Source organism: Actinacidiphila sp. DG2A-62, assembly GCF_035825295.1.
Classification (GTDB): Bacteria; Actinomycetota; Actinomycetes; order Streptomycetales; family Streptomycetaceae; genus Actinacidiphila.
In genome coordinates, this window is sequence record NZ_JAYMGI010000002.1 from 6,935,559 (window position 1) to 6,949,170 (window position 13,612).

The 13,612-nt window shown below is 70.6% G+C and carries 10 protein-coding genes; 6 read left to right on the top strand and 4 right to left on the bottom strand.

The annotated features are described in order from the left end of the window. The first annotated feature begins 55 nt into the window (after positions 1-55). Positions 56-817: an ABC transporter permease gene (locus tag VSR01_RS30955; protein ID WP_326452322.1), complete on the top strand. Its 762-nt coding sequence runs from the start codon at positions 56-58 to the stop codon at positions 815-817. Positions 818-933: 116 nt separating this feature from the next. Here VSR01_RS30955 and VSR01_RS30960 read toward each other — a convergent pair whose 3' ends face one another. The 4 genes from VSR01_RS30960 to VSR01_RS30975 form a co-directional block, all read right to left on the bottom strand. Further along, entirely contained in the window at positions 934-2,463 is a 1,530-nt protein-coding gene (locus VSR01_RS30960; RefSeq protein WP_326452323.1) for a UDP-N-acetylglucosamine 1-carboxyvinyltransferase, read from the bottom strand. Positions 2,464-2,594: 131 nt separating this feature from the next. Continuing rightward, the gene (locus VSR01_RS30965; RefSeq protein WP_326452324.1) at positions 2,595-3,344 is read right to left on the bottom strand and encodes a hypothetical protein; all 750 of its coding nucleotides are present in this window, start codon (positions 3,342-3,344) and stop codon (positions 2,595-2,597) included. Beyond that, positions 3,314-4,051 (bottom strand): hypothetical protein, encoded by a 738-nt coding sequence (locus tag VSR01_RS30970; RefSeq protein ID WP_326452325.1) that lies wholly within the window; start codon positions 4,049-4,051, stop codon positions 3,314-3,316. Before VSR01_RS30970 ends, VSR01_RS30965 begins: the two co-directional genes overlap by 31 nt. 272 nt (positions 4,052-4,323) lie before the next feature. Further along, positions 4,324-5,205: a class I SAM-dependent methyltransferase gene (locus VSR01_RS30975; protein ID WP_326452326.1), complete on the bottom strand. Its 882-nt coding sequence runs from the start codon at positions 5,203-5,205 to the stop codon at positions 4,324-4,326. 325 nt (positions 5,206-5,530) lie between these two features. Between VSR01_RS30975 and acnA the strand changes: the two genes are divergently transcribed. The 5 genes from acnA (at position 5,531) to VSR01_RS31000 (ending at position 13,569) form a co-directional block, all read left to right on the top strand. Further along, a complete protein-coding gene (acnA, locus tag VSR01_RS30980; protein ID WP_326453911.1) occupies positions 5,531-8,248 on the top strand; it encodes an aconitate hydratase AcnA in 2,718 nt (905 codons plus the stop codon). Positions 8,249-8,704: 456 nt separating this feature from the next. Continuing rightward, a complete protein-coding gene (gene ngcE, locus VSR01_RS30985) occupies positions 8,705-10,105 on the top strand; it encodes an N-acetylglucosamine/diacetylchitobiose ABC transporter substrate-binding protein (RefSeq protein WP_326452327.1) in 1,401 nt (466 codons plus the stop codon). Positions 10,106-10,196: 91 nt separating this feature from the next. Beyond that, a complete protein-coding gene (locus tag VSR01_RS30990; RefSeq protein ID WP_326452328.1) occupies positions 10,197-11,132 on the top strand; it encodes a carbohydrate ABC transporter permease in 936 nt (311 codons plus the stop codon). Positions 11,133-11,146: 14 nt separating this feature from the next. After that, on the top strand, positions 11,147-12,082 hold the full coding sequence (locus VSR01_RS30995) for a carbohydrate ABC transporter permease (RefSeq protein WP_326452329.1): 936 nt from the start codon (positions 11,147-11,149) through the stop codon (positions 12,080-12,082). Positions 12,083-12,366: 284 nt separating this feature from the next. Further along, the gene (locus VSR01_RS31000; RefSeq protein WP_326452330.1) at positions 12,367-13,569 is read left to right on the top strand and encodes an ROK family transcriptional regulator; all 1,203 of its coding nucleotides are present in this window, start codon (positions 12,367-12,369) and stop codon (positions 13,567-13,569) included. Positions 13,570-13,612: the final 43 nt, after the last annotated feature.

Here is a 13,612-nt window from a genome sequence, read left to right on the forward strand (position 1 = left end):
GACCGGTCTGCGCTGGGCCGGTTATGTCCGCGGCCAGTTCCTGCTGTCCTGGCGGGTGTTCTGGCGCAACCGGCGTTCCACCTTCATCGGCTTCCTGCTGCCGGTGGTCCTCGACCTGGTGGTCGCCGCACCGCTGCGGAACAAGGAGATCGGCGGGGTGAACGCGGCCGGCTACACGTCGGTGGGCTTCATCGGCCTGGCCATGGTCACGTCCTTCGTCAACCTGCTCAGCACGGTGGTGGCGCGGCGCGACGGGCTGGTACTCAAGAGGCTGCGCGGCACCGAGGTGCCCACCTCGGCCATCTTCGCCGGACAGCTCGCTGTGAGCGCGGTGGTTCTGCTGATACAGGCGGTGATCCTCGGGGCGGTGTCGGTCGGCTGGTTCGGCGTTCCGCTGCCGGCCGATCCGCTGCTCCTCCTGCTGACCCTGACCGTCGGCTTCCTGGTGTTCGGCGCGCTGGCCTGCGCGCTGGCCTGCTGCACACCGAGCGTGGAGACCGCCCCGGTGGTGGCCATGCCGGTGCTGCTGGTGTGCATGTTCGGCGCGGGCGTCTTCGCTCCGGTCCAGTCGCTGCCGTCCTGGCTGCGCGCCCCCGTACGCGGCCTCCCCCTGGAACCGGTCGTGGAGTCGCTGCGCGTCGCCTGGTTCGGCCGGGACTTCGGCGGCGAGACCTGGAACGGCGCCGCGCTGCCGCACCTCACCATGCTCGACGGTTGGCACTCGGCCGTCCCCGGCCTCCTGCTCGCCGTGGCCTGGGGCGCCGCCGCGGCCCAACTCACCCGGCGCTTCTTCCGCTGGGAGCCCCGCCGCGGCTGAGCCGAACACTCCCCGGCACCCGCCCGTGGCCGGTCGGTAGCGCCCGTGGAGCGCCGCCGCACCCCGTTCCGGCCCGGTACACCGCAGGTCGGTCAGGGTGCGGCGGCATCCGTGCGTCAGATGTCGCGGAAGATCTCGATCTGCGCGCCGATCGTGTTGAGCCGCTCCGCCAGGTCCTCGTACCCGCGGTTGATCACGTAGACGTTGCGCAGCACGGACGTGCCCTCCGCGGCCATCATCGCGAGCAGCACGACGACGGCCGGGCGCAGGGCGGGCGGGCACATCATCTCGGCGGCCCGCCAGCGGGTCGGGCCCTCGACCAGCACGCGGTGCGGGTCGAGCAGCTTGACCTGGGCGCCGAGCCGGGTCAGCTCGGTGAGGTAGATGGCGCGGTTGTCGTAGACCCAGTCGTGGATCAGCGTCGAGCCCTGCGCGGTCGCCGCGATCGCGGCGAAGAAGGGCACGTTGTCGATGTTCAGACCGGGGAACGGCATCGGGTGGATCTTGTCGATCGGCGCCCGCAGCTTGGACGGGCGGACCGTCAGGTCGACCAGCCGGGTGCGGCCGTTGTCCGCGCGGTACTCGCCGGTGAGGTCGTGGTCCAGGCCCATCTCCTCCAGCACCGCGAGCTCGATCTCCAGGAACTCGATCGGCACCCGGCGGATGGTCAGCTCGGACTCGGTGACCACGGCCGCGGCCAGCAGGCTCATCGCCTCGACCGGGTCCTCCGACGGCGCGTAGTCCACGTCGCGGTCGATGTGGCCGACGCCGTGCACGGTCAGCGTGGTGGTGCCGATGCCCTCGACCCGCACGCCCAGCTCCTCCAGGAAGAAGCACAGGTCCTGGACCATGTAGTTGGAGCTGGCGTTGCGGATCACGGTGACGCCCTCGTGCCGGGCGGCGGCCAGCAGCGCGTTCTCGGTGACGGTGTCGCCGCGCTCGGTCAGCACGATCGGCCGGTTCGGCGCGGCCTCGCGCTCGACCACCGCGTGGTAGGAGCCGTCGGTCGCGGTCACGTCCAGGCCGAAGTGGCGCAGCGCGTTCATGTGCGGCTGGACCGTACGGGTGCCCAGGTCGCAGCCGCCGGCGTACGGGATGCGGAAGCGGTCGGTGCGGTGCAGCAGCGGGCCGAGGAACATGATGACGCTGCGGGTGCGCCGCGCCGCGTCGGTGTCCATCGCGTCGAGGTCCAGCTCGGCCGGCGGCACGATCTCCAGGTCGTTGCCGTCGTTGATCCACCGGGTCTTCACGCCGATGCTGCCGAGCACCTCCAGGATGCGGTAGACCTCCTCGATCCTGGCGACCCGGCGCAGCGTGGTGCGGCCGGCGTTGAGCAGCGTCGCGCACAGCAGGGCCACGCACGCGTTCTTGCTCGTCTTGACGTCTATGGCGCCGGACAGCCGGCGGCCGCCGACCACCCGCAGATGCATGGGTCCGGCGTAGCCGAGGGAGACGATCTCGCTGTCCAGCGCCTCGCCGATGCGGGCGATCATCTCAAGGCTGATGTTCTGGTTGCCGCGTTCGATGCGGTTGACCGCGCTCTGGCTGGTGCTCAGCGCTTCTGCCAGCTGCGCCTGCGTCCAGCCGCGATGCTGCCGCGCGTCACGGATGAGCCTGCCGATACGGACAAGGTAGTCATCGGTCATGACGTCGAGGCTATCTCAGCTGTGAGATACGGCAAATCGACAGGGCCGTCATACGGCCGTCTGTGACACGGCTGCGACACAACACGGGAGCGACACGGCACGCGCCGCGCGGTGACCGCGCCGCCGCGACCCTACCGGCCGTGCGGCACGAACGCCCCCTCGCTGTCGTCGGCCGGCGGGCGCTGCGGCGGCACCCCGCGGCGGGTCGGCCACCCGGTCCTGCGCGGGGCCGGACGGGTGACGGGCGGACCCGCCTGCGCCGCCCGTCCCGCCTGCGCCGCCCGTCCCGCCCGCGCCGCCCGTCCCGCCCGCGGTGCCCGCGCCGCCGCGCCGCGCGGCGCCGCCCGACCCGGCACGATCATCGCCATCAGGCAGGACACCGCCATTCCGATCAGCCCGGCGACGACGCCCAGCTTGGTGCCCAGCGACACCTGGGGGAGCACGAACACCGCGATGTCCAGGCCGAAAGAGGCCGCGCTCACCACGGCGAGGGCCGCGGCGAGCCGGTTGAGCCGGGTGTCGAGCACCTCGGAGCGCATCGACGCCGCGGCCAGCAGCGAGTTGCTGACGTAGCCGAGCAGCTTGTCGGCCCGCTCCTGGGTGTCGTCCAGGCCGATCACCTGCCGGGCCGCGAGATAGGCGGCGCGGTGGCCCTGGGTGGACTCGATGCGGTAGCCGTCCAGGTGGTGGAAGTCCGACCACAGGCCGTCGAGGAACCGCCGGAAGGCGTGCACGTCGGTGCTGTCGGGGTGGCCGCGGGCCAGGTCGGCGAGCACCCAGCGGCCCGCGATCAGCGAGCCGACCAGCAGCGACTGCTGGGCCACCGCGATGTCGGCCGGCTCGGTCATGGTCAACAGGTCGTCCAGCAGGTCCTCGGGCACGCCGCCGGGGCCGGCGCCGTGAGGCCGCCCGGTGCGCCGGAGCCGCCGCCGCCCCCTGCGTCCGGGCCGTCGGCCGCCCACGCGCCCGGGTCGCGGTCCCACGCGTAGGTGTACGGCAGCAGGATGCGGCAGTCCGGGCCCGCGATCAGATCGGGAACCCGGGGGTCGGGCGGCCACGGCGGGTCCGCGGTGACGAAGTGCGCGTTGTAGCGTGCCGAGCGGCGGTCGACGGGGCTGCGGTCGCCGTTCAGCGCGAGGTCGGGCCGGAGCGCGACCCCGCCGACCAGGCCGGCGGCGATCGACGCGGCGAGCACCGCGGTCAGCACCGGCGCGTCGGCCTCGCGCAGCGCGCGGTTGATCCGCGCGTCCAGCGCGTCCAGCTCCGGCAGAGGCAGCAGCCGCAGGTCCGCCTCGTGGCGCAGCGCGTAGACCACCAGCACGGTGCCGGCCGGCAGGATGCGGGCGCGGCAGGCGGCGATCGCCACGCCCGGTAACGCGACCGAGCCGCGGACCACCGCGGTCAGGTCCAGCTCCACGGTGGCGTCCGGGTTGTACGACAGCGAGCGCAGCGTGCCGACCACCGGCCGCACGCCGCCGTGGCCGGGCACGTCGAACGCCGGGAGCGGGTCGCCCGGCACGGAGCTCCCGTCCGGGAACCCGGGCGTGCTGTGGTGCAGCGGGTACGCCCGGCACTGGAGGTGCAGCACTTCGCCCCCGTCCCCGGGACGGGGGCGGCCGCCGGAGCCGCCCGCACCGCCGTCCCCGGCACGCACTCCGCCCCCGCCCCCGGCACGCACTCCGCTGCCGGAGCCGCTCGCACCGCCGTCCCCGGCACGCACTCCGCCCCCGGCCCCCGCGCGCACTCCGCCCCCGTCCCCGGCACGCACTCCGCTGCCGGAGCCGCCCGCGCCCCCGGCCCCCGCGCGCACGCCGTCGCCCGAGCCGGCCGTCCCGCCGTCGGCCCCCGCGTCCCCGCCGCTCATCCCGCCGCCTCCGCAGCCCCTGCCACGCCCGCGACGCCCGCGACCGCCACGTACTCCGGGATCAGCTCGGACTCGGGCACGGCGACCTTGCCCAGATAGCGCCGCTGGAGGTCCTCCGGGCCGAGGTCGGCCACCTCGCCACCGAGCAGGCCGGTCAGCTCGTGGTGGGTGAGGTGGCTGGCCTCCTCGGGCACGCCGCGGCTGCGGAACCAGCGCCGCTGCCGCTCCAGCACCACGCTGCCGGCCGCCGCGGCCGGCCAGTAGCTGACCGCGGTGAGCACCGTGGCGCCGAACTCCTCGCCGAGCCGCACCACCGCGCGGGCCTGCTCCGCCGGCAGGTAGAAGAGCACGCCCTCGGCGACGTAGGCCACCGGCCGCCCAGCGGCCAGCTCGCGGACCCGCGCCGCCACCAGCGCGCGGTCCTCCGCCCGGCCGAGGTCGGCGGCCAGGTGCCGCACCTCGCGGCCGGCGGACCCGGGCACCCGGCCGGAGTCCGCCAGCTCGGCCGCCCGCCGCCGCTTGGCCGCCGCCATGTCCGGCAGGTCCACCTCCAGCGCGGCGCGGAACGGCAGCAGCCACGAATAGGAGGAGAAGCCGGCGCCGCAGACCACGAGCACCGTGTCGGGGTCGCGGCGCAGCGCCCGCGCCAGGGTGTCCGCGATGAACCGGCCGCGCAGCGACACCACCAGGTCGTCGTGCGGGTAGACCGCGCCCGCGAACTCCTCCCACAGCTCGCGCACCGCGCCGCGCTCGGCCTCCGGTATCCAGGCCGCGGCGAGCTCGTCCGCCGCCAGCTCCGGCCGCCTGGCCCGGGACTCGTTCACCAGGTAGGCGGTCAGCTCCACCCCGCCGTCCAGCCCGCCGTGCACCGTGCCCACCGCACGTCCCCCGTCCCCGTCCGTTTCCGTACCGGCGCGCCCTCCCCTGCATGCGGGCCGCCCGCCGTGACTTTCCGTCAGCCTCCTTCGTACCATCGCGGACCTCACCGCGGGGACCCCGGGACCGCGGGCTGTGGACAACCTGGACAACCCGGAAGGCGACAGCGGCCCCGCGGCGGGCCGACACTCGCCGGAGGGGCCCACCGCGCCGCGTGATAGAACTGCGGTAGAGTTATCTTGACATCGAGATATCTGCAGCGGCGTACCGTCCGTCGGATCGGCCGCATCGCGGTACGCGCGAGAAACACGCATGAAGGAGACTGTCGTGTCGGCGAACAGCTTCGACGCCCGCAGCACCCTGCAGGTGGGCGACGACTCGTACGAGATCTTCCGACTGGACGCGGTGGAGGGCTCCGCCCGGCTGCCGTACAGCCTGAAGGTCCTGCTGGAGAACCTCCTGCGCACCGAGGACGGCGCGAACATCACCGCCGACCACATCAGGGCGATCGGCGGGTGGGACTCGCAGGCCCAGCCGAGCCAGGAGATCCAGTTCACGCCGGCCCGCGTGATCATGCAGGACTTCACCGGCGTCCCCTGCGTGGTGGACCTGGCGACGATGCGCGAGGCCGTCAAGGAACTCGGCGGCGACCCGGCGAAGATCAACCCGCTGGCCCCGGCCGAGCTGGTCATCGACCACTCGGTGATCGCCGACCGCTTCGGCACCCCCGACTCCTTCGCGCAGAACGTGGAGCTGGAGTACGGCCGCAACAAGGAGCGCTACCAGTTCCTGCGCTGGGGCCAGACCGCCTTCGACGAGTTCAAGGTGGTCCCGCCCGGCACCGGCATCGTGCACCAGGTGAACATCGAGCACCTGGCCCGTACCGTCATGGTCAGGAACGGCCAGGCGTACCCCGACACCCTCGTCGGCACCGACTCGCACACCACCATGGTCAACGGCCTCGGCGTGCTCGGCTGGGGCGTCGGCGGCATCGAGGCCGAGGCCGCGATGCTCGGCCAGCCGGTGTCCATGCTGATCCCGCGCGTGGTCGGCTTCAAGCTGACCGGCGAGCTGCCCACCGGCACCACCGCCACCGACCTGGTGCTGACGATCACCGAGATGCTGCGGGGGCACGGCGTGGTCGGCAAGTTCGTCGAGTTCTACGGCGGCGGCGTGGCGGCCACCTCGCTCGCCAACCGCGCCACCATCGGCAACATGTCGCCGGAGTTCGGCTCCACCGCGGCGATCTTCCCGATCGACGCCGAGACGCTCAGCTACCTGCGGCTGACCGGCCGCAGCGAGCAGCAGGTCGCGCTGGTCGAGGCGTACGCCAAGGAGCAGGGCCTGTGGCTGGACCCGGAGGCCGAGCCGGACTACTCCGAGAAGCTCGAACTGGACCTGTCCACCGTGGTGCCGTCCATCGCCGGTCCCAAGCGCCCGCAGGACCGCATCGTGCTGGCGAACGCCGCCGAGCAGTTCGCGCGCGACGTGCGCAACTACGTCAGCGACGACCAGGAGGCCGGCAAGGAGTCCTTCCCCGCCTCGGACGCGCCGGCGCCCGGCAGCAACGGCGTGCCCACCAAGCCGACCCTGGTCACCGCCGAGGACGGCAGCACCTACGAGATCGACCACGGCGCGGTCACCGTCGCCGCGATCACCTCCTGCACCAACACCTCCAACCCGTACGTGATGGTCGCCGCCGCCCTGGTGGCCAAGAAGGCCGTCGAGAAGGGCCTGACCCGCAAGCCCTGGGTCAAGACCACGCTGGCCCCCGGCTCCAAGGTCGTCACCGACTACTTCGACCGGGCCGGCCTGACCCCGTATCTGGACAAGCTCGGCTTCAACCTGGTCGGCTACGGCTGCACCACCTGCATCGGCAACTCCGGCCCGCTGCCGGAGGAAGTCTCCAAGGCGGTCAACGAGGCCGACCTCGCCGTCACCTCGGTGCTCTCCGGCAACCGCAACTTCGAGGGCCGGATCAACCCCGACGTGAAGATGAACTACCTGGCCTCCCCGCCGCTGGTGGTCGCCTACGCCATCGCCGGCTCCATGAAGGTGGACATCACCAAGGACGCCCTGGGCACCGACGCCGACGGCAAGCCGGTGTACCTGGACGACATCTGGCCCTCGGAGTCCGAGGTCAACGACGTGGTCGCCTCCGCGATCGGCCAGGACATGTTCCGCGACTCCTACCAGGACGTCTTCGCCGGCGACGCGCAGTGGCAGGCGCTGCCGATCCCGACCGGCGACACCTTCGAGTGGGACCCGCAGTCCACCTACGTCCGCAAGCCCCCGTACTTCGAGGGCATGGGCACCGACCCCGAGCCGGTCACCGACATCACCGGCGCCCGGGTGCTGGCCAAGCTGGGCGACTCGGTCACCACCGACCACATCTCCCCGGCCGGCGCGATCAAGGCCGACACCCCGGCCGGCCAGTACCTCACCGAGCACGGCGTGGAGCGCCGCGACTTCAACAGCTACGGCTCGCGCCGCGGCAACCACGAGGTCATGATCCGCGGCACCTTCGCCAACATCCGGCTGCGCAACCAGATCGCGCCGGGCACCGAGGGCGGCTTCACCCGCGACTTCACCCAGGAGGGCGGCCCGGTCGCCTTCATCTACGACGCCTCCCGGCACTACATCGAGCAGGGCGTCCCGCTGGTGGTGCTGGCCGGCAAGGAGTACGGCTCCGGCTCCTCGCGCGACTGGGCGGCCAAGGGCACCGCACTGCTGGGCGTCAAGGCCGTCATCGCCGAGTCCTACGAGCGCATCCACCGCTCCAACCTGATCGGCATGGGCGTGCTGCCGCTGCAGTACCCCGAGGGCGCCACCGCGCAGAGCCTGGGCCTGACCGGCGAGGAGACCTTCTCGGTCACCGGCGTCACCGCGCTCAACGACGGGACCACCCCGCGTACCGTCAAGGTCAGCACCGACACCGGGGTGGAGTTCGACGCGGTGGTCCGCATCGACACCCCCGGAGAGGCCGACTACTACCGCAACGGCGGCATCATGCAGTACGTGCTGCGCTCCCTGCTGCGCAAGTAAGATCGTCGCCGCCGCGGGCGATCCGGGTGATCCCGCTGGGCCATCGGAACTAACGGTTCTTCGGATCGTATTCGAACACATAGGCCGCGCCTCCCGCCCGGGAGGCGCGGCCTGCGTGTTGCCGGGCCGTGACCCTCCGATGAGCGTCCACAACCCCGTTCACCTGCAATTTTGCCGATGGACGTTTCGGAGAGGTCTCAACTCGGGAAAGCTTATCGTCCAAACCGCCGCTTGATCTTGCCCTGTCCGAGCCGAGTGGACTATACCTGTCGCGTCCAAGGAACCCGCTGGGCGCGGGGACGCGCGGGGGATACGACACGGGTGGCACGGCTGGTCGTTCGATATCGTTCCTCGCCTCACTGGATGCACAGCATCACTCACGCTTCAACTGTTCGCGGTCGTCGGCGGATTCCGCTGCACCACCGCATGAGTCCTGATGAAGGCGAGGACTTGAGCATGGGATCCGAAATCAACCGCCGGGATCTGGTCAAGCGCTCCGCGGCGCTCGGCCTGGTGGCCATCCCGGCGACCGGCCTGCTGAGCGCCTGCGCGTCGAGCGGCGGCGACAGCAGCGGCGACTCCACCAAGCCCACCAAGGGCTCGACGAGCGCAAACAACCCGTTCGGCGTCAACGAGAGCACCGGTCTGGACGTCCTGATCTTCAAGGGCGGCTTCGGCGACGACTACGCCAAGCGGTTCGAGGCGCTGTACAACAAGGAGTACCCGAAGGCCAAGGTCTCCCACAACGCCACCCAGAACATCACCGGCCTGCTCCAGCCGCGCCTGAACGCGGGCACCCCGCCGGACGTCGTCGACGACTCGGGCAACGCCCAGATCAAGCTCGACGTGCTGCAGAAGGCGGACCAGCTCACCGACCTCACCCCGCTGCTGGACGCGCCCTCCATCGACGACCCGAGCAAGAAGGTGCGCGACACCCTCATGCCCGGCACCATCGAACTGGGCACCATCGGTGGCAAGTTCGTCACGCTGCAGTACGTCTACACGGTCTTCGGCCTGTGGTACTCGAACAAGCTGTTCAAGCAGCACGGCTGGACCGCGCCCAAGACCTGGGCGGACTTCATGTCGCTCAGCGGCGAGATCAAGAAGGCCGGCATCTCGCCCTTCGCCCACCAGGGCAAGTACCCGTACTACATCAACGTCGCCATCGTCGACCTGGCCGTCAAGCACGGCGGCCTGGACTGGCTGGACCGGCTGGACAAGCTGGACGAGACCGTCTGGGACGACGACGCCGCCAAGCAGGCGATCAACGCGATCTACCAGATCGTGCAGAACAAGTACCTGCTGCCCGGCACCAACGGCATGACGCACATCGAGTCGCAGACCGCCTGGAACCAGTACAAGGCCGCCTTCATCCCCTGTGGCGCCTGGCTGGAGAACGAGCAGCTGAAGGCCACCCCCTCGGACTTCGAGATGACCTTCATGCCGATGCCGTCGCTGCCCGGCGACAAGCTGCCCTTCGAGGCCATCCGCGGCGGCGCCAACGAGCCGTTCATCGTGCCCAAGAAGGCGAAGAACGCGGCCGGCGGCCTGGAGTTCATGCGCACCATGCTGAGCAAGGCCGGCGCCACCGCCTTCGCCCAGAGCGCCAACTCGCTGACCGTGGTCAAGGACGGCATCGGCGACGACGTCCAGCTGCGCCCGGGCACCAAGTCCACGGTGACCGCGCTGAAGGCGGCCGGGACGAACGTCTTCAACCCGACCTACCTGCAGACCGCCAGCTCGCTGGACATCGACATGGGCAACGCCAGCACCGAGCTGATGGCCGACCGCATCAAGCCCGAGGAGTGGCTGAAGCGCGTCAAGTCGGCCACCGTGAAGGCCAAGAAGAACGCCTGACACCGTCGGCGGCGGTGCGGCCGGACCCCACCCGTCCGGCCGCACCGCCGCCAGCCCGGACCGCAGCGGAGCCAGAGCAGGGGCATCAGCAATGAGAAGAAACAGTAAATACCCCTTCATCGTGGGATTCCTCATCGTCCCCGTCGCCTTGTACGCACTGCTGGTGCTGTGGCCGTACATCCAGACGTTCGGCTACTCGTTCACCGACTGGTCGGGCGAGTCGCAGAAGATGAAGTTCATCGGGTTCAAGAACTACAGCACGCTGTTCTCCGACGACGTCTTCCGCAAGGCGTTGTGGCACAACGTGCTCATGCTGATCTTCCTGCCACTGGTGACCATCCTGCTGGCCCTGTTCTTCGCGTTCCTGCTGAACGTGGGCGGGCGCGGCGGCACGGCCGGCATTCAGGGCGTCCGCGGCTCCGCCTTCTACAAGGTGGTCTTCTTCTTCCCGCAGGTGCTCTCGGTGGCGATCCTCGTGGTGCTCTTCGAGGCGGTCTACCGCAGCGACGGCGGCGGACTGCTCAACGGCATCCTGATCAAACTCCATCTGGAGAGCGCCAACAATCCCACCGAATGGCTGAACGACCCGACCTTCGTGCTCTGGTGCATCATGGGCATCCTGGTCTGGTCCGGCGTCGGCTTCTACCTGGTGCTCTTCTCCGCGGCGATGCAGTCCATCCCCAAGGAGATCTACGAGGCCGCGCTGCTGGACGGCGCGGGCCGCGGGCAGACCTTCTTCCGGGTCACCATGCCGCTGCTGTGGGACAGCGTGCAGACCGCCTGGGTCTATCTGGCGATCGCCGCGATGGACGGCTTCGCGCTGGTGTCCGCGCTGACCCCCGGCGTCTCCTACGGCGGCGGCCCGGACTACCACAGCGAGGTGCTCGCCACCTACCTGATGCGCAACTTCCTCTACCTCGGCAAGAGCGGGTACGCCTGCGCCATGGGCGTGGTGATCCTCTTGCTCACCCTGATCCTGTCCATCGTCACGCTCCGGGTCACCCGGCGCGAGCGCATCGAGTTCTGAACCGGGGCCGTGAGATGACCACACCCATCAAGGAGTCCCCCGCCTCCGGAATCCCCGCGGGACAGGTCGCGGCCCCCGGGCGGGCGCCGACCAAGCAGGCCAGATTCGCCGACAGCGGCAAGGTGCTCAACGTCTTCTCGCACGGCTTCCTGGCGCTGTGGGCGATCATGATCCTACTGCCGCTGGCGTGGATCGTCATCAGTTCCTTCAAGACCGACGCGCAGATCGGCGGCAGCGCCTGGGCGTGGCCGCACCACTGGTCGTTCAGCGTCTTCCACCGCGCCTGGGACAAGGGCATCGGCAGCTTCCTGCTGCACACCGCGATCGTGATGGTCTTCTCGGTCACCCTCACGATGCTCTTCGGCTCGATGGCCGCCTACGTGCTCTCGCGCTACGAGTTCCCCGGCAACCGGTTCCTCTACTACCTGTTCGTGGCCGGCGCGATGTTCCCGGTCTACCTGGCGCTGGTGCCGCTGTTCTTCATGGTCAAGAACCTCGGTATGCTCAACACCTACCAGGGCCTGATCCTGGTGTACGTCGCCTACTCGCTGCCGTTCACGGTCTTCTTCCTGCACTCGTTCTTCCGCACGCTGCCGACCTCGGTGCACGAGGCGGCGATGATCGACGGCTGCTCGCACACCCGGGCGTTCTTCCAGGTGATGCTGCCGATGGCCAAGCCCGGCATGATCAGCGTCGGCATCTTCAACGTGCTCGGCCAGTGGAACCAGTACATCCTCCCGCTGACCCTGATGCAGAAGCAGACCGGCACCGACCCGGACCGCTCGGTGCTGACCCAGGGCCTGATGAACCTGGCGTTGCAGCAGGGCTACGCCGGCGACATGCCCGCGCTGTTCGCCGGCATGACCATCGCCATGATCCCGGTGCTGGTGGTCTACCTCTCCTTCCAGCGGCAGGTCCAGGCGGGCCTGACCTCGGGCACCCTGAAGTAGTCCGCGGGCGGGCGTCCGCGCCTGCCCCGGCCTCCCACGGCCGCCGCGCCACGAGCAGCGGCCCCGCGTCCGGCGGGGCCGCTGCTCGCTGTGGTGAAGGAGGGTTTCGCGTAACGGTGTGGCTCTCCCCCTTGACGGGACATCACCCCAAACACTCAACTTAGAGTTCACATGTTGTAGACGACGGGGTCTCGCTGGTGTGGCACCTGTGGCACCGCGCACCGACCCCGTCCGGTGCGGGCAGTCGGAGAATGGCCTCCGGCCGCCGGGCAGGAGTGGATGTCGTGGAGACTCCGGGATCGCAGTCGTCGCTGCACCGGGCCAACCTGGAACGGGTCGTGCGCGCGGTGCGGCTGGCCGGGTCGCTCACCCAGGCGGAGATCGCGCGCAGCACGGGCCTGTCGGCGGCGACGGTGTCCAACATCGTCCGCGAGCTGCGGGACAACGGAACGGTGCAGGTCACGCCGACCTCCTCGGGCGGTCGGCGGGCGCGCAGCGTGGCGCTGTCCGGAGACGCGGGCATCGTGGTGGGCGTCGACTTCGGGCACTCGCACCTGAGAGTCGCGGTCGGCAACCTGGCGCACCAGGTGCTCGCCGAGCAGTCCGAGCCGATCGACGTGGACGCCTCGGCCTCCGAGGGCTTCGACCGGGCCGAGCAGCTGGTCGGCCGGCTGGTGGAGTCCACCGGGATCAGCCGGGGCAAGGTGCTGGGCGTCGGCCTCGGCGTGCCCGGCCCGATCGACGTGGAGACCGGCACCCTCGGCTCGACCGCGATCCTGCCGGGCTGGATCGGCATCAATCCGCGCCAGGAGCTGGCCGACCGGCTCGGCGTGCCGGTCCAGGTGGACAACGACGCCAACCTCGGCGCGCTCGGCGAGCTGGTCTGGGGCGGCGGCCGGGGGGTCAAGGACCTGGCGTACATCAAGGTGGCCAGCGGTGTCGGCGCCGGCCTGGTGATCGACGGCAGGATCTACCGGGGCCCCGGCGGCACCGCCGGTGAGATCGGCCACATCACGCTGGACGAGTCCGGGCCGGTCTGCCGCTGCGGCAACCGCGGCTGCCTGGAGACCTTCACCGCCGCGCGCTACGTGCTGGAGCTGCTGCGCGGCAGCCACGGCGAGGGGCTGACCATCCCGAAGATGGTCCAGCTCGGCCGGGAGGGCGACCCGGGCTGCCGCCGGGTGATCGGCGACGTCGGGCGGCACATAGGGATGGGCGTCGCGAGTCTCAGCAACCTCTTGAACCCCAGCAGGGTCGTCCTCGGCGGCGATCTGGCCGAGGCGGGGGAGCTGGTGCTCGGCCCGATCCGCGAGTCGGTCTCGCGCTACGCCATCCCCAGCGCCGCCCAGCGGCTGTCGGTGATGCCCGGCGCCCTGGGCGCCAGGGCTGAGGTTCTGGGCGCTCTCGCCCTGGTATTGTCCGAGATGGGTGATTCTACCCTCCTGGATGGAAACACGCCGGTTGACACGCCCGCATTCTCGGCATAACTGAGCGTTCACACAGCTAACGAAACGCGCCGTTGCCATCTCG